Annotated in this window: 18 protein-coding genes; 5 read left to right on the top strand and 13 right to left on the bottom strand. The window is 65.8% G+C overall.

Going from position 1 to position 16,393, the window contains the following annotated elements:
• Window positions 1–12: 12 nt before the first annotated feature.
• On the top strand, window positions 13–666 hold the full coding sequence (locus A5697_RS09190; RefSeq protein ID WP_068009878.1) for a response regulator transcription factor: 654 nt from the start codon (window positions 13–15) through the stop codon (window positions 664–666).
• On the opposite strand, the gene A5697_RS09185 is transcribed toward A5697_RS09190, so the two are convergent.
• From A5697_RS09185 to A5697_RS09175, 3 genes are all read right to left on the bottom strand, one after another.
• Window positions 659–1,573 carry a thiamine pyrophosphate-dependent enzyme gene (locus A5697_RS09185; RefSeq protein WP_068009875.1) on the bottom strand — a complete coding sequence of 305 codons (915 nt, stop codon included), beginning with the start codon at window positions 1,571–1,573 and terminating at the stop codon, window positions 659–661. The two genes, A5697_RS09190 and A5697_RS09185, sit on opposite strands and share 8 nt — an antisense overlap.
• A gap of 157 nt (window positions 1,574–1,730) precedes the next feature.
• Window positions 1,731–2,609: a methylmalonyl Co-A mutase-associated GTPase MeaB gene (gene meaB, locus A5697_RS09180; RefSeq protein ID WP_068009873.1), complete on the bottom strand. Its 879-nt coding sequence runs from the start codon at window positions 2,607–2,609 to the stop codon at window positions 1,731–1,733.
• On the bottom strand, window positions 2,610–3,749 hold the full coding sequence (locus tag A5697_RS09175; protein ID WP_068010033.1) for a thiolase family protein: 1,140 nt from the start codon (window positions 3,747–3,749) through the stop codon (window positions 2,610–2,612).
• Window positions 3,750–3,945: 196 nt separating this feature from the next.
• Here A5697_RS09175 and A5697_RS09170 point away from each other — a divergent pair, with 196 nt between their 5' ends.
• Window positions 3,946–4,815 (top strand): proline iminopeptidase-family hydrolase, encoded by an 870-nt coding sequence (locus A5697_RS09170; RefSeq protein WP_068009871.1) that lies wholly within the window; start codon window positions 3,946–3,948, stop codon window positions 4,813–4,815.
• Between the two features lie 7 nt (window positions 4,816–4,822).
• Here A5697_RS09170 and A5697_RS09165 read toward each other — a convergent pair whose 3' ends face one another.
• From A5697_RS09165 to A5697_RS09150, 4 genes are all read right to left on the bottom strand, one after another.
• Window positions 4,823–5,590, bottom strand: a complete 768-nt coding sequence (locus A5697_RS09165) for an enoyl-CoA hydratase/isomerase family protein (protein ID WP_068009868.1) — start codon at window positions 5,588–5,590, stop codon at window positions 4,823–4,825.
• Between the two features lie 111 nt (window positions 5,591–5,701).
• Window positions 5,702–6,790, bottom strand: coding sequence for an acyl-CoA dehydrogenase family protein (locus A5697_RS09160; RefSeq protein ID WP_068009866.1), 1,089 nt, complete (start codon window positions 6,788–6,790; stop codon window positions 5,702–5,704).
• The gene (locus tag A5697_RS09155; RefSeq protein WP_068009863.1) at window positions 6,777–7,682 is read right to left on the bottom strand and encodes an acyl-CoA dehydrogenase family protein; all 906 of its coding nucleotides are present in this window, start codon (window positions 7,680–7,682) and stop codon (window positions 6,777–6,779) included. Before A5697_RS09155 ends, A5697_RS09160 begins: the two co-directional genes overlap by 14 nt.
• Complete coding sequence (locus A5697_RS09150; protein WP_068009861.1) at window positions 7,660–9,063, bottom strand: class I adenylate-forming enzyme family protein; 1,404 nt, start codon at window positions 9,061–9,063, stop codon at window positions 7,660–7,662. Before A5697_RS09150 ends, A5697_RS09155 begins: the two co-directional genes overlap by 23 nt.
• A 123-nt stretch (window positions 9,064–9,186) precedes the next feature.
• On the opposite strand from A5697_RS09150, the gene A5697_RS09145 reads away from it, so the two are divergent.
• Genes A5697_RS09145 through A5697_RS09135 form a run of 3 tightly spaced genes read left to right on the top strand, consistent with a single transcriptional unit; the run spans window position 9,187 to window position 11,129 of the window.
• Window positions 9,187–9,522, top strand: a complete 336-nt coding sequence (locus A5697_RS09145; protein WP_067948669.1) for a 2Fe-2S iron-sulfur cluster-binding protein — start codon at window positions 9,187–9,189, stop codon at window positions 9,520–9,522.
• Between the two features lie 21 nt (window positions 9,523–9,543).
• A complete protein-coding gene (locus A5697_RS09140; protein ID WP_068009859.1) occupies window positions 9,544–9,858 on the top strand; it encodes a DUF4286 family protein in 315 nt (104 codons plus the stop codon).
• Between the two features lie 5 nt (window positions 9,859–9,863).
• Entirely contained in the window at window positions 9,864–11,129 is a 1,266-nt protein-coding gene (locus A5697_RS09135) for an amidohydrolase family protein (RefSeq protein ID WP_068009857.1), read from the top strand.
• 155 nt (window positions 11,130–11,284) lie between these two features.
• On the opposite strand, the gene A5697_RS09130 is transcribed toward A5697_RS09135, so the two are convergent.
• From A5697_RS09130 to A5697_RS09105, 6 genes are read right to left on the bottom strand one after another with little or no spacing between them, the layout of a single operon-like run.
• Window positions 11,285–11,902, bottom strand: a complete 618-nt coding sequence (locus A5697_RS09130) for a carboxymuconolactone decarboxylase family protein (protein WP_068009853.1) — start codon at window positions 11,900–11,902, stop codon at window positions 11,285–11,287.
• Window positions 11,899–12,654: an SDR family NAD(P)-dependent oxidoreductase gene (locus A5697_RS09125; RefSeq protein WP_068009852.1), complete on the bottom strand. Its 756-nt coding sequence runs from the start codon at window positions 12,652–12,654 to the stop codon at window positions 11,899–11,901. Before A5697_RS09125 ends, A5697_RS09130 begins: the two co-directional genes overlap by 4 nt.
• A gap of 4 nt (window positions 12,655–12,658) precedes the next feature.
• The gene (locus tag A5697_RS09120; protein WP_068009849.1) at window positions 12,659–13,936 is read right to left on the bottom strand and encodes a cytochrome P450; all 1,278 of its coding nucleotides are present in this window, start codon (window positions 13,934–13,936) and stop codon (window positions 12,659–12,661) included.
• Entirely contained in the window at window positions 13,933–14,433 is a 501-nt protein-coding gene (locus A5697_RS09115; protein WP_068009846.1) for a hypothetical protein, read from the bottom strand. The genes A5697_RS09120 and A5697_RS09115 overlap by 4 nt, the downstream gene beginning before the upstream one ends.
• Window positions 14,403–14,927, bottom strand: coding sequence for a hypothetical protein (locus A5697_RS09110; RefSeq protein WP_068009845.1), 525 nt, complete (start codon window positions 14,925–14,927; stop codon window positions 14,403–14,405). The genes A5697_RS09115 and A5697_RS09110 overlap by 31 nt, the downstream gene beginning before the upstream one ends.
• Window positions 14,924–16,303 (bottom strand): SRPBCC family protein, encoded by a 1,380-nt coding sequence (locus A5697_RS09105; protein WP_068010031.1) that lies wholly within the window; start codon window positions 16,301–16,303, stop codon window positions 14,924–14,926. The genes A5697_RS09110 and A5697_RS09105 overlap by 4 nt, the downstream gene beginning before the upstream one ends.
• Between the last annotated feature and the right edge of the window lie 90 nt (window positions 16,304–16,393).

The following is a 16,393-nucleotide window of genomic DNA, read 5'->3' as shown; positions in this document are numbered from 1 at the left end:
ACACTCGTCGCCATGGCCGGGCCGGCAACGCCAGAAAAGGTGCGGGTGGTTGTCGGTGACGACCATCCGCTGTTTCGCGAGGGCGTAGTGCGCGCGCTTTCGTCGAGCGGTTCGGTGCACGTCGTCGGCGAGGCAGAGGACGGCGCGGCGGCGCTGGAACTGATCAAGGAGCACCAGCCCGACATCGCCCTGCTCGACTACCGCATGCCCGGCATGGACGGTGGGCAGGTGGCGGCGGCGGTGCGGAGCCAGGAATTGCCGACCCGCGTGCTGCTGATCTCGGCGCACGACGAGCCCGCCATCGTGTACCAGGCGCTGCAGCAGGGCGCAGCCGGGTTCGTGCTCAAGGACTCGACCCGAAGCGAAATCGTCAAGGCCGTGCTCGACTGCGCGCAGGGTCGCGACGTGGTGGCGCCGGCTCTGGTGGGGGGCCTGACCGCGGAGATCCGGCACCGGGCGGAGCCGGCGGGTCCCGTGCTCAGCGCCCGAGAACTCGAGGTGCTCAACAGGATTGCGCGTGGTCAGAGCATCCCGGTGATCGCGGGTGAGCTGTACGTGGCTCCGTCGACGGTCAAAACCCACGTGCAACGCCTGTACGAGAAGCTCGGCGTCAGCGATCGCGCAGCCGCCGTTGCCGAGGCGATGCGGCAAGGCCTGCTCAGCTAGCGGCCGACCGGTGGTCGGGTCCGCCGACCGATGCCGGCCCATCCGCCCGCCGCAGCGCGTTGGCGAACGCCGCGGCCTCGGCCACCAGCCGGCGAGCCCGGTGTTCCACCTCGTCGAGGTGTCCGGCGCTCACCCCGGCACGGGTCAGCTGCCGCTTGGTGCAAACCAACGGATCGACCGCGGCGGGGTGGTTGGTCCGGAAGGTCACCGCTTCCACCATCGCAGGACCGCCGCCGGCGCTCGCTCGTTCCACCGCTTCGGTGACCGAGTCATGCACGGCCCCAACGCTGTTGCCGTCCACCGACAGCACGGGCAAGCCATGGTGTTCGCGCGGACCCCGTCGCACGCCGGACGCGTCGCGGATGTTTTCGACGACGAAGACCACTGGGAGTCGCCACGACAGCGCGATCCGCGCGGCCGATTTGAACTCGGCGGAGCTCACGGCGTCGTCCCCGATGACGCACAGGGTCACCCTGCCGTCGCCGGCATGCCGCTGCGCATAGGCATCGCCCAACGCGAACAAGATCGACTGCCGTACCGGGTCCGTGGTGGCGAACAACTGCTTCCATTCCGTCGCGAAGGGGCTTTCCTTCGCGCCGCCGGCCGCAGCCCGGCTCGGGGCGATCATCTCGGCGATGGCGGGACCCAGCGGAAGCGCGAGGCTGACCCGTCGGGCGTGCTCGAAGTGGTGGATCGCGGTGCTCATGACGTCGCCGGGTCGAAGCGCCGCGACGGCACCGACCGCCACGGCCTCTTGGCCGAAGGCGGCGGCCGTCGTCCCGTTGAGCAGACCGTCGATGCGCCGCTCTTCCAGCGCCATGTCCAGCAGCCGCATAACCCACATCCGGCGGTACAGCTCCAGCTGTTCACCGACGTTTACGGCCGACAGTTCGGGGGTGCGAGCCATGTGCGGGTCTCCTAACTGGTCCTGGTTGGCGGCGTCGCGGTGACCGCCGTGTTGTACACAAGATCAACGTAGGGAGATCGACGCGGCCGGACCTCCGCCGATCGGCCCGCAAAGGGGATGAATCCCGGTTCCCCCAATCGGGGGACAAGAAGGATTGTCAGTCCTGCGAACCGTCGGTCGGTGACAGCAACTGCTCGGCCGCCGAGTAGGGGTCCTGGTCGCCGTCGACGACCATTTCGGCCAGTCGGTCGAGATCCGGCCGGCTCCGCAACCGGGTTTGCGCCAGCGACAGGATCTGCGCGCGGGCGCGGGCCAGTCGGCGGGCACGACTGTCGGCGCGGTGGTGGGCCTCGATGGCCGCCATCAACTCCGCGATGCCCTCGCCGCGAGCGGCGATGAGGCTGACGATCGGGGCATCAGTCTCCTCCCGCAGATCCCGCACGGTCCGCTCGGCACCTTCGCGGTCGGCCTTGTTGACCACCACGATGTCGGCAACTTCGAGCACCCCCGCCTTGGCGGCCTGAATCGCGTCGCCCGCACCGGGATTGAGGATGACGACGGTGGGGTCGGCGACCGCGGCTATCTCGATCTCGGATTGCCCCACCCCCACGGTCTCCAGCAGGACCACGTGGTAACCGATCGCCCCCAGCAGCCGGATGGCCGCGGGGATCGCGGCCGCCAGCCCGCCGACGTGACCGCGGGTGGCCACCGACCTGATCAACACGTCGGAGTCGTTGATATGCGCGGCCATTCGGATTCGGTCGCCCAACAGCGCACCACCGCTGAACGGCGAAGACGGGTCCACCGCCAGCACCGCCACCCGGTCCCCCCGCTCGCGGTAGGCACCGACCAGGGCGGCGATCGTCGTGGACTTGCCCGCGCCCGGCGGCCCGGTGATGCCGATAACGCTCACCGATGAGGGCTCGATGGCGGCCAGCACCTCGTCGCGGCGCTCGCCCTCCACCAGTGAAAGTAGCCGACCCACCGCGCGCGGAGATCCGTTGCGCGCGCCGGCGATCAAGTCGGCGATCTCCATTTAGGGAGCTGGGACCTCGATGACGGTGGCGGACCCCATACCGCCGCCGGCACACATGGCCGCGACCGCGATTCCGCCGCCACGGCTGCGTAATTCGTGGACCAGCGTGACGAGCATCCTGGCACCCGTCGCCGCGACCGGGTGGCCCAGCGAGCATCCGCTGCCGCTGACATTGACCTTGTCCGGGTCGAGATCGAGCAGCTTGACGGTGGCCACGCACATTGCGGCGAAGGCCTCGTTGATCTCGAACAGGTCCACATCCGACAGCGAAAGGCCGGCGCGGGCAAGAGCTTTCGGGATAGCCTCCACCGGCGCCAAACCTGTGATCGCCGGGTCCACCCCGACCGACGCCCACGACCGCACCATGGCGAGCGCCGGTAACCCGAGCTCGTCGCTCGCGATCGTCAACACCGCCGCGCCGTCGTTGGTGCCGCAGGCATTCCCGGCGGTGATGGAAAAGCCCTCGATTTCGGGATGCAGCGGCTTGAGCGCGGCCAGCTTTTCCATGGTGGTGTCGCGGCGCGGGTGTTCGTCGACGGCGAACAGGCCGTGCGGCGTTTCGATCGGGACGATCTCTTCTTTGAAGCGCCCCTCGTCGATCGCGGCGATGGCATTGCGGTGCGACCGCAGCGCCCACGCATCCATCTCTTCGCGGCTCACGCCGGCTTTGACCGCGGCGTTCCAGCCGACCGTGATCGACATGTCGAGGTTCGGCGCCTCGGGACTGTCCGGATGGGTCGGGGGAAACCAGTCGGCCCATTCACCGTCCACCTGCATCCGGGCTCGTGGGGACGTGGAGGCGGAGTTCACACCGCCGGCGATGACGAGCCGATCCATCCCGGCACGCACGCTTGCCGCCGCGCTCTGCACCGCCGCCTGCCCGGCCGCGCAGTGGCGATTGTTCGCCAGACCCGGCACCTGGGTCAGGCCGGCCGTGATGGCCGCATGCCGTGCGATCACGCCGCCGCCGTAGAGCCCCTCCCCCAGGATCACGTCGTCAACCTGCGCCGGGTCCAGGTCCTGCACCGCTTCGGAGACCACGTGGTGCGCGAGGTCAAAGGCGCTGGTGTCGCGCAACGTGCCCTTGCGGGCGGTGCCAATGGGAGTGCGACGGGCGGACACAATGACGGCTTCGGGCACGGTCTTCTCCACTTCGGCGAGAGCGTGGCGAGTGCTCGAGAGCCCCCGCAGCTTATGAGAACACTATTCTCTCATTGCGAGAGTCAGCGTTGCAAGCAGCCGTGAACTCGCGAGCAGGCACAAAATCGCATATACCGGCATCGCAGGATGCGAATTTGTGTCTCTCGCGAGCGGAATCCAGGAGGCATCGTCGGCAATGGAGGGAACGATCGCGGTCCCGGGCGGCGTCGTATGGTTCAAGCGCGTCGGCGCCGGAACGGGCCTTCCCCTGCTGGTGGTGCACGGCGGCCCCGGCCTGCCCCACACCTATCTGCGTTCGCTGGAGCGGTTGGCCGATGAGCGCGAAGTCATCTACTGGGATCAGCTTGGGTGCGGCAAGTCCGAGTGTCCGTCGAACCCCGAACTGTGGACCATGCAACGGTCGGTGGCCGAAATGGATGCCGTCGTAGCGGGCCTCCGCCTCAACCGTTTCCACATCTTCGGCAACTCGTGGGGCGGGATGATGGCGCAGCAGTACGCGCTCGACGTGCCGTCGGGGGCGGCCACTCTCACCATTTCGAACAGCATCGCGTCCATACCGCAGTTCTCGGAGATGGTGGCGCGGCTGAAATCGGAGCTCGATCCCGCAACGCAATCCGCCATCGAACGTCATGAAGCCGCCGGGACCACCTACACGGCCGAATACCAGAATGCCATCCGCACCTGGAACGAAACCTACCTGTGCCGCGTACGCCCATGGCCCCCAGAGCTTTTGGAAGCCTTCGCGAACATGGGTGCCGATATCTTCGAGACGATGTTCGGCCCGAGCGACTTTCACATCGTCGGGACGATCAGGGACTGGGACGTGTTCGACCGGTTGGCCGCGATCACATTGCCCACGCTCATCCTCGCGGGCAGGTTCGACGAATGCGTGCCCGAACACATGTGGGACATGCACCGGCGCATCGCCGGCTCACGGTTCGTGTTCTTTGAGGAGAGCGCTCACATGCCCTTCATCGAGGAGCCGGCCAAGTTCGACTCCGTCATGCGTGACTTTCTGCGCCAACATGACTCGCCGCGAGCGTGACCGGCGATCAGTTCTTGCCCGCCGCCAGCTTGGTGACGATCGACCGGAAGTCTTCGGTGAGAAACGACTGGCTCTCGGCGGAGAGCGCATAGTCGAGGCTGGCCAACACCGCCCGCTCCAGATGGATATTGAGCACCCGCTTGGTGCTTTCGACCGCCTGCTGGGGCAGCTCCAAAATCTTTCTGGCGCAGGCGATCGCGTCCGCAACGGGGTCGGCCGCCACGTGGTTGGCCAGCCCGAGCTCCACTGCGCGCTGCGCGCTGATGCGGGTGCCCGTCAACGCGAACTCCTTGGCCAGCAGCAGGCTGATGTGCAACGGCCAGGTCAGCGGGCCGCCGTCAGCGGCCACCAGCCCCACCTGAACGTGTGGATCCGCGAGGTAGGCCTCTTCGGCGATGTAGACGATGTCGCTCAGCGCCACCAGGCTGCAGCCCAGCCCGACGGCCGGGCCGTTGACCGCGGCCACCACGGGAATTCTGCACCGTGCCATGCCCAGCACAATCTCGCGCCCGTCCCGAATTGTCTTGGCGCGCAGCTCGGCATCGGTCGACAGCTCCTTGAGATACGAGAAATCACCGCCGGCCGAAAAAGCCCTGCCGGCCCCGGTGATCACCGCCGCGCGAGCCGCGGGGTCGTCGGTCAATCGCTGCCACAGTCTGGCAAGCCCGACGTGCAGATCGTCGTTGACCGAATTGAGCGACTCCGGCCGGTTCAAGGTGATGATCCGCAGCGGCCCGTCGGCTTGGACGTCGATTTCGGCAGGCATGTCGTACATGTCAGGCTCCTTCTCTGGTCGTGACCCGCTTCACCCGGGCTTCGCCCGCGCTCGCGATCACTCCTTCTCTGGTCGTGACCCGCTTCACCCGGGCTTCGCCCGCGCTCGCGATCACTCCGACAATCCCAAGATGCGTGAAGCAATGATGTTCTTTTGTATCTGCGATGTCCCGCCCATCACGCTCTGCGCGCGGCTGTACAGATAGGCGCTGAGCAGGTCCGCATCGCGGGTGCCGGTGACCGCCAGCGCGGCATGGCCGACGGATTGCTCGACCCAGGTCATCAGCAGCTTGTCGAGCGACCCTTCGGGCCCGTGCGAGAGCCCGTCGAGCTGCTCCGACAACCGCCGACGGACATGATGGGTCAGCATCTCCGACTGCACCGCAGCCCAGGCGAGCTCCTCGGGAACCGGGCCATCGGTGCGGGCGTACAGGCTTCGCACCAGCTTGCCGTACCGGGCGGCGTAACCGAGCGTGGACGGCTCGCGCTCGTGCCCGACCACGGTCATGGCGACCGCCCACCCGTCACCGGGCGCGCCGACCATCCTGTCGGCCGGCACCTGGGCGCCGTCGAAGAACACCTGACCGAATTCGTTGGTCACCCCGTTGATCATGCGCAGTGGGCGCTGTTGCACGCCAGGTTGTTTCATCTCCAGTACGAACGCCGACAGGCCGCGGTGGCGTTTGGCCTCTGGGTCGGTGCGGGCCAGCAGAAGGCACCAGTCCGCGACGTCGGAGTAGCTGGTCCAGATCTTGTGCCCGTTCACCACATAGGTGTCTCCTTCGAGCCGAGCGGTGGTGGTGAGCGAGGCCAGGTCGGAGCCGGCGCCCGGTTCACTGAAACCCTGACACCAGCGCTCGGTGCCGTTGATGATGCCGGGCAGGAACCGTTGTCGCACTTCGTCGTTGGCATGACGGCCGATCCCGTAGATCAGGTAGCCGACGCTTGGCCGTGGCGGGGCGCCGGCCCGAGCGAGTTCCTCGTCAACGATGACGTCATATACGGGCGGCAACTCCTGTCCGCCGTATTCGCGGGGGAACGCCAACCCGAAGAAGCCCTCCCGGTACAGGGCCTGGTGCCATTCCGCCTGACGGGCCCAATACTCGTCGCCGGATCCGGAGAACTCCTTGGCGTGCACGGAAAGCCAGGACCTGAGCTGCTCCCGGAAGGCGGCTTCGTCTGGCGAGTCACGAAAGTCCAAGATCGATCTCCTTCAAGGCGACGGGCCACAGCTCGGTCGACGTCAGGGCACGGCGCAGGTAGACGTGCACCAGGCAGTCCCAGGTGTTGCCGATGCCACCGTGCACCTGAATCGCCGTCTCGCAAACGGTTCTCGCGGCGCGCGCACAGTAGACCTTGGCGACCTGCGCCGCGCGGACGGCTTCGGCGGGCGGCAGCTCGTCGACCGCCCACGCGGCGTGCCGCGACACGCTGATCGAACCTTCAATCAGCGCAAGGCTTTCGGCGAGCAGGTGGGCGACCGCCTGATAGGAGCCGATCTGCTTGCCGTATTGCTCCCGGATTTTGGCGTAGTCGCACGCGACCGCATGGGCGCCCCGCGCGACGCCCACCAGGTCCGCCGTCGTGGTAACCAGCGCGAGCGCCCGCCATTGCTCCGCCACGTCGGCGGAGACGTCGCCCAGTATCGCCGCCGTTTCCGCGATTGTGGCATCGGCCCGCGTCAAATCCGCGCCGCCGGTCAAGTCCCGCACATCGGCGGCGAGGACCCGCCCGCCCGAAAGGCTCAGGGCCCGCCGGGCGCCGCGCGCGTCGACGGCGCGATCTGCGACCGCGATCGTCGCGCCGGCTCTGTCGGCATCGACGCGGCGGGCGAGATCATCGGCGAGCACCGGGCCGAGAAAAGGTGTGTCGACCAGCCGGCGTCCGAATTCCTCAGCGACGATGGCGACTTCAACGCCCGAGGCGCCGTCCGACCGCAGCGACCGCCAGCCGGTCCCGACGAGTTGCTTGTCCAGGCGCGCAATGCGGCTTTGGTCGTCGAGGTCCTGGACCGCCGAGGGCCCAAGGTCGTCGGCCAGCTTAGCGGCGGCGTCGCGCAATTGCTGTTGTTCAGCCGTCAGACGTACATCCATAGCGCTCCTTTAGGACTCGGCGCAATACCTTGCCCGACGGCAGGCGCGGAATATCAGGCACGAACACCACCCGGCTCAGGTGTTTGTAGGAAGCCAGCCGTTGGTCGACCCGGGCGGTGAGCTCGGCGGCGTCGACGGGTGCGCATGTCGCGACCGCGGCGACGACCGCTTCCCCGTTTATTCCGTCGGGTACGCCGAACACCGCGCAGTCTTTGACGGCAGGATGGCCGTGCAGCACCGTCTCGATTTCGGCGGGCGCAACCTGAAAGCCGCGCACCTTGATCATTTCTTTGAGGCGGTCGGTGATTCGCAGCCAGCCTGCGGTGTCGATCCACCCGACGTCGCCGGTCCGGTACCAGCCATCGCGAATAACCTCGGCGGTCGCTTCGGCCGGTAGGTAGCCGGACATCAGCGACGAAGACCGGGCCTGAATCTCGCCGATCTCACCGGCGGAGACCGGTTCGCCCGTCTCGGGCGAGACCACCCGCAGGTCGACGCCCGGCACTGGCCGCCCGACAGCGTCCAACCGGGCGCCCTCGATCGGATTGCACGCGATGACAGGCAATTCCGTGGTCCCATACGCCGGCACCCAGCCGACGCCGGTGCGGCGGGTCACGGCCTCCGCGACGTCGGCACTGACCGGGGTCGCCCCCCACATGATGTAGCGCAGTGAGGACAGGTCGTAGGACTCGAGCCTGGGATGTGAGGCGATGGCCAGCGCGATGGGCGCGACCGCCATTTCGATTGTGATGCGGTCGCTTTCGATGTGATGCAGCATCCGGTCGATGTCGAACCGGGGATGTAGCCGCACGCGGGCGCCGGTGCGCAGCGCCGTGAGAACGTTCAGCAGTCCCAGGATGTGCGACAGCGGCGTGGCGATTTGGATCCGGTCGCGTGGCGTCAGCCGCAACGCTTCGCGCCAGTGCCGCACGGCCTCTCCCAGCGCCGCGTGGGTGTGCCGGACCGCCTTGGGCAGGCCGGTGGTGCCGGAGCTGAAGACCAGCACGGCGTCCGACGGTGGCGGTGGCTGCCCGGCCAATGGCTCCCCCGCTGCGACCGGCTCGTCGAGGTGCAGCATCGGCATCATGCCGGCCAACACCGGATGATCCCCGACGGCATGGGCTGGTTCCGTCAGCCCCAGTGCGTGATCGACCTCGTCACGCTTCCATGCCGGGCTGATGAGTACCGCCGTCGCCCCCAGCCGCCAAATCCCAAGCACAGCGGCGACGAATTCCGGCCGGTTGGACGCCATCAGCGCGACCCGCTGACCGGCTGTGACACCACTCTTGGCCAGGTTCGCGGCCCAGCCGTCGGCCAGCGCGTCGAGCTGGGGCAGGCTCAGTCGCCGGTCTTCGAACACGACCGCGGCCGGCTCGGGCACGTCCCGTCCTTCCCTGACAGGCCGGGCTGACCTGACATCCGCGCACACTTGAGAAGATCCTATCGCTCTGTGAGAATAGTATTCTCTATAGTGAAGAATGCAAGTACGGGAGGGGCGGTGACGATGACAGTCACCCGAAGCATCGAGGAGACCCCACGGGTGACAGATCCGTCAAACGGCTCCGGGGCGGGAACGGTGACCATCCACATGGACCGCAAGAAGGTCTCGGTGCCGCTGGTCCCCGGCGAGACGCTCCTGCAGAGCGCGCGGCGGGCCGGACTGGAGCCGCCGTTCAGTTGCGAGGCGGGCAACTGCGGCACGTGCATGGCCAAGCTCGAAGAGGGCCACGCGACCATGCGGGTCAACGACGCTCTCGACGATGACGAGGTCGCCGAGGGCTACATTCTGACGTGCCAGGGCGTGCCTGACACGGATTCGGTCACGGTGCGCTACGAGTAGCGCCCGAAGAAAGGTGGCGACATGGCCAAGGGAATCATGTACGTCGAGAGCCGGCCCAGTTCGCCTGAGCGCGAACAGGAATACAACACCTGGTACGACGAAGTACACATACCCGAACTGCTCGCGCTCGACGGAATCGTCGCGGCTCGCCGGCTGCGCCCGATCGACGGGCAGGGCCCCTATGTCGCCATCTACGAACTCGAAGGCGATGATTTGCAAACGATCTTGGACAACATGGTTGCCAACGCCGGGCAGCTGAACATGTCCGACGCCCTGCAGCTGGATCCCGCGCCCATCCCGAAACTGTTCGAGACGACGAGCGAGCGGAGCCGCTAAGCGTCATGAACGTCGATGACCTGATCCTGGTGAGCATCGACGACCATGTGGTCGAGCCGCCGGACATGTTCCTGCGCCACGTACCCGCCAAGTACAAGGCAGAGGCACCGATCGTCGTGGTCGACGACAAGGGCATCGACCAGTGGATGTACCAGGGCAGGCCGCAGGGTGTGAGCGGGCTCAACGCGGTGGTGTCGTGGCCGCCCGACGAATGGGGTCGCGACCCGGCCGGTTTCGCCGAAATGCGCCCGGGCGTCTACGACGTCCATGAACGCGTCCGGGATATGAACCGCAACGGCATCCTGGCCTCGATGTGCTTCCCCACCTTCACCGGCTTCTCCGCGCGTCACCTCAACATGCACCGCGAGGAGGCGACCCTGGTGATGGTCTCGGCATACAACGACTGGCACATCGACGAGTGGGCCGGCTCTTACCCGGATCGATTCATTCCGATCGCCATCCTACCGACGTGGAACCCGGAGGCGATGTGCGCCGAAATCCGCCGGGTGGCAGCCAAGGGCTGCCGGGCGGTGACCATGCCGGAACTGCCGCACCTGGAAGGACTTCCGAGCTATCACGACGACGAGTACTGGGGACCGGTGTTCCGCACGCTGTCCGAGCAGAACGTGGTGATGTGCCTGCACATCGGCACCGGATTCGGGGCGATCAGCATGGCCCCCGACGCGCCGATCGACAACCTGATCATCCTGGCCACCCAGGTCTCGGCGATGTGCGCGCAGGACCTGCTCTGGGGACCCGCCATGCGCAAGTACCCCGACCTGAAATTCGCGTTCTCCGAAGGCGGCATCGGCTGGATCCCCTTCTATTTGGACCGCAGCGACCGCCACTACACCAATCAGAAATGGCTGCGCCGCGACTTCGGGGACAAGCTGCCCAGCGAGGTCTTCCGCGAACACTCGCTGGCCTGTTATGTCACCGACAAGACTTCGTTGAAGCTGCGTCACGAGATCGGCATCGACATCATCGCCTGGGAATGTGACTACCCGCACTCGGACTGCTTCTGGCCGGACGCGCCGGAGCAGGTGCTGGCGGAGCTGAATGCCGCCGGTGCCGACGACAATGACATCAACAAGATCACCTGGGGCAACGCCTGCCGGTTCTTCACTTGGAATCCGTTCGCGCGAACGCCCCGCGAGCGGGCAACCGTGAAAGCGTTGCGCGCCAATGCGGTTGACGTGGACGTGTCGATCCGGTCGCGCGCCGAGTGGGCCCGGCGCTATCAGGAGAAGCAACTCGCCAAGCTGCCGTAGGGCGGCCCAGGCATGTCAACACGAGCGTGAAACCAACTTCACGGCCGAGTGCGAACGTGAAAGCAGTTTCACGTTCGGCGCGCGAGCGTATCTGTGGAGCACTGCAGTGATTTCGAGTTCGTCGCCGACTCGCTGCAGGTCCATCACTGCGAAACCTAACGCGGTGCTGGGCCTGGCAGCGGCGCGCTCCCAGGCGGAGGAGCGAGGCCCCAGGTCTGGAAGGCCATGGCCAACATGGTGTATGTGCCGACGACGAAGATCAATTCCATCGCGGCGTGGGTATCGAGTGCGGCGACCAGCCGCTCCCAGATCCCGCCGTCAACACGACCGTCGCTGAGCAGTTCGTCCGTCGCCTCCAGCACAAGCAAGTCGGCGCCGGAGAACCCCTCATTGCCTTCGGCGAGCCTCGCGATGTCCTCCTCCGGTACGCCGCTGTCGATCGCCAGTCTGGTGTGCTCGCCCCAGAAGAAGGCCGAGCGGCGGGTGTTGGCGACACGCAGGATCGCCAACTCACGCAGGCGCGGCGACAGCTCGCCCCGCCGCAGCAGGAAGCCGTTGAAGGTCAGAAAGGCTCGAGCCATCTCGGGGTGGCGAGCAAGCAGACCGATGATGTCGAATTTCAGCGGGTCCATGGCGTGTCCCGAACCGGCACGCGGCACCCTGTCCCCCGGAATACCCAGCAGCACACCGAAGGCCGCATACTCGGCGTCGCCCCACTGGTCGGCGGCCAGGGGAGTCAGCGTTTGCCGCAGGTCGCTGTCCTCGTCGGTCATGTTCTCCGTCCTCCGTTGACGCCGATGACTTGCCCGGTGATGTACGACGATTCGTCCTGACACAGGAACACCGCCGCGTTGGCGATATCCTCCGGCCGGCCGGCCCTGCGCACTGGCGTGATGCTCGCGAAGTGCTCCAGGCTAGCGGTAAACCTGCCCTCGGCGATCGCCTTCTCGAGCATCGGTGTCACCACCATGCCGGGCGGAATCGTGTTGACGGTTATGCCCTTCGGGCCTAGTTCCAAGGCCAAACTCTTCGTCAGCCCGATCACACCGGCCTTGGAGCTGACGTAGGCGGCCATCCGTGCCTGACCGCCCTGGGCGCTGGACGACGAGATGTTGACGATCCGGCCCCAGCGAGCGTCGAGCATGTCGGGCAGCACCACCTGCGTGCAGATGAACGGGCCACGCAGGTTCACCGCCATGACGCGGTCCCACTGCTCGTCCCTGATCTCGGCGAACTTGCCGAATTGCTCAATGCCGGCGTTGTTCACCAGGATCAGAACCGGCCCAAGCTCGGTGCGTACCTCGGACACCGCGGACTCGACCTGCGCGCGGTCGGATACATCGACGACGTAGCCCCTGACATCGGCGCCGTTTCGATTCAGCCGAGCCGCTTGCGTCTGTACCGACTCGGCGGCGACGTCGAACATCGCAACCTTGGTGCCGCGCGCGGCGAGCGCCTCCGTGATGGCCAAACCCAGTCCCATGCCCCCGCCGGTCACGATTGCGGTTGTTCCCTGAAACGGCATCGCACTACTCGAATCGGATGTGTAGCCGGGTGAGCCCCCGCAAGATGAACGTGGGCAGATACCGGTACCGGCGGTCGCCGGGAGGGCCGTGCTTGTCCTCGTCGATGCGAATGTTGTTGGTGCGGCCTAGCATCCGCTCGATGCTGACCCGCGCCTCGGTGCGTGCCAGCGGTGCTCCGGGGCAGGCATGCGGACCGCGACCGAACGCGACATGGCTGCGCGCGTTGGGACGGTGGATGTCGAACACGTCTGGCTCGGGGAATTTGCGCGGGTCACGATTGAGCGCCGCATTGACGAGCATCACGGTGGTGCCTGCCGGAAGGTCGATCCCGCCGACAGCCACCGGGCACTTCGACAACCGGAAGTCACCGCGCACCGGGCTCTCGTAGCGCAAGGCCTCCTCGATGAAGTCGGGGATGAGTTCGCGGTTGGCACGCAACTTGCTTTGCAGCTCCGGGCTTTCGGCGAGCATCATCACTGCGGCGCTGAGCAGGCGCACCGTCGTCTCCTGCCCGGCCGCAAACAGATTGGCCGCTACGCGCACCGCGTCGATCACCTCCGGCGTGCTGCCGTCCGGGAAGGTGGCGGACGCGACTCCGGTCAGCACGTCGCCGCGCGGAGTTCGCCGCCTGTCCTCGATGTACGCGGTGAATTTGCCATAGAGGTATTCCAGCGGCGAATGACGCATGGTGTCACCCTCGCTGCTGCCGATCGTGCCCGCCTCGCTGAGCAGCGCGGCACGGAACTCCTCGTGATCCGACTCGGGAACACCCAGCAGGTCCGCGATTACCAGCATCGCGAATGGGGAGGCGAAATCCCCAATGAATTCGCACCGTTCGCCGCTCAGAGCGACGTCCAGCTGACGGTCGGCGAGGCGCCACATGAACTCTTCGTTTTCCTTGAGCCGCTTGGGAGTGATCATCCGGGACAGCAACGCCCGGTGCGCCGTGTGCACCGGTGGATCGAAGGTCGGCAACTGATCGTTGAACGGTAATTCGCCCCGCTGCGCCGCGATCAGCTCGCTGATGTCCTCGTCGCCCCGGTCGTCCAGCGCGACGGGGAACCCCGGGAACGGGCCTGTCACCGAGATGCATGACGAGAACTTTTTGGTGTCGTTGTAGATCGCGACGCCCTCGTCGTAACCGGTGACCATCACCACGTCGTGGTGTTGCTCGCGCCGCAGCGGACATTCCTCGCGCATCGCGGCGAGATAGCCATATGGATCGGCGAGCAACTCGTTGTCGGTGAAGAAGTCTCTCTTGTCGATGTCATCAGCCTTCACTGCGGCAGTTCCACTCCCTCAGAGCTTTTGAACATCTCCGGTTGCGGCGGCGTCATCTGCAAGTAGAGGTCGATGTGACGAATCCTGTCATCGTCGGTGAAGTCGTATACCGATAGCGAATTGACCACGCTGCTGAAATCGCCTACTTCGCTGCGCTCCTCGAGCTCGAGGAACACCCGACCGCCGGACTCGGTGATGTGTTTGAACGAGCACTCCCACTTCGACGACGTCGCCCAGTTGGTGAGGAATTCGACATAGTCCGGCCATTTCATCACCTCTTTGAAGGCGCCGACTCGTTCGAACTCGTCGACTGCGACCAGTTCCGCCAGCGGCCCCCAACTGTCCGCCGAGAAGCCCGGCTTCTTCGCTTCGTCGACCAGACGTCTCGTGACGGTGCAGTACTGCAGAACCGCGCGGGATCGGCCGGTGTGCGCGCCGATGACGTCCTCGACCTTGAGCAAAACCTTCACACCGACACCCCGGCTTTCGCCAGGCATCGTTCGAGCGCCTCGACGTACTCCCCAGTGCCGTGGAACGGACCGTGCACTCCGATGGCGACGTCCAGGAACGCGTTGTACTCGTCATTGACGTGGGTCTCCCAGCGCGTCAACTCCCCCACATCGTTGGTTTCGATGAAACTGTATGAGTAGAAGCCCATCCGGACGCCGTCCTTGGTGTGGCCTTCCCAGCGCGTCTTCATGACGACACCGTTTTCGGCCGGCCAGTATTTGAAGTCGGCGGGTTTCCAGTCCGGGAAGGTCAGCGAGTAGGCCTTGGCCTCCATCGTCGAAGCGCGTGCGGTGTCCTCGGGGAACTCACTGAATTTGAACACCTGATCGCCGGTGAAATACGGCGATACGTAGATGCCGTCGTCGGCGAATTTCCAAGCGTCGGCGAACGCTTCGCCGTCCTGGACTCCCTGGCGCAGGTAGGCGTCGCGGTAGGCCTCGGCCATCCGGCGGTGGTGGGCGATGCGTTCGTCGATATTCATTGGACTTCCTCCCGGTTCACCGCGCCATTGGCCATGTAGCGGTCCACCACGGAGTGATAATGGCCGATGACGACTTCCTCTTTGACCAGCGACATGTGGTCGAGCCTGCTGTTGCGCAGTCCGAGTTGCTGCCGTGGCATCTGCTCGTAATCCTGTTGCAGCGCTTCGAAATACTTGTAGCTGCCCGGCTCCTCGACCTCGGTCAGCGGGACCCTGAAGGCGTCGCGGTGTTCCGCTGGCAGGTACATGTAGCTGCTGACGTGCCAGATGCAGCGGTTCGGGTCGCCGTCCGGATGGGGCACGGCCATGATGACATGACATTCGCCGGCGCGGATCGTCATGAAGTAGTTGGGAAACAGCACCCAGCCCTGGTTGTCGCTCATCTGGTCGTCGGTGAGGCCACTGACGTCGAGACCCATGCCGGCCAGAGTGTCGCGGGTGGCCCGCTGAAGCAGCTTGCGCGCGGTGACGCCCTCGGGGAACTCGACCGAGCCGTCCGGCGCCCGGTATTCGGCGACGAGTTCTTGGAAGCGGGGCATGACAGCGACGGTCGAGGGGAAGGTATCCGGCAGGTTCATAATGCCCTCGACCTGCTTTTCTGCACTGGCACCCTTCACTTCGAACGGGGCCACCGCGACGCTGTGGTTTTCGAAGAACCGGTATCGGGCGGTCGTTGGATCGATCACGAGCACGCTGAGCAATTGCGGGTGGATGCCGTTGATGTGGTAGCCCTCTTCGAAGGCGTCCATGACAACTTTCCAGTTGCATTCCAAGCTCTCGCGGACGTTCATCACGGTGACCATGTCGGCGAGGTGGTACGGGGCGAGCAGTTCGATGACGTCGGGGCCGAGGAAGTCGCTGAGCGGCTGAGCATTTGGATCCGGGTTGACGAAGATGAATCCGCCGAAGGTGTCGACCGGCACTTCCAAGAGGGAGTTTTCGTTCTTGTCGATCGGGCCGGCGAGGTTCTCTCGCAGCATCCCGCGCAGCTTGCCGTCCAGGTCGTATGACCAAAGGTGGTACTGGCACAGAAAGCCGCGCTTGGCATTTCCGGCGGCGGCGTTGCACAGGATGTTTCCGCGATGGCGACAGGCGTTGACGAATCCGCGCAGTTTCTCGTCCTTGCCACGGACGATCACGAACGATTGGTTCAGAATCCGGTACTGCTTCCAGTCACCCGCATTCGGAAGCTCGTCGACTCGTCCGGCGATCTGCCACACCCGCATCCAGATGCGCTCGTGCTCATGCTGGGCGTAGTCGCGGGACGTGTAGCGATCGGTCGAGATGGACATGTTGAAGGCGTCGAAGTCGCGCTGGTCGAGCCCTAAACCTGCGTCGCGCTCCACCCACTCTCCCGGTCGGGTCACTTGACTCATGCCGATCTCCTCATCGTGGTGACGGTCGGACTCGAGCGGATTGCGGCATCCGCTTCGTGTGACGGGTGTCACCATATACGTGTATGTATT

The organism is Mycobacterium sp. E3251, from assembly GCF_001666835.1.
Lineage (GTDB): Bacteria > Actinomycetota > Actinomycetes > Mycobacteriales > Mycobacteriaceae > Mycobacterium.
This window is presented reverse-complemented; position numbering and strand designations above follow the sequence as displayed.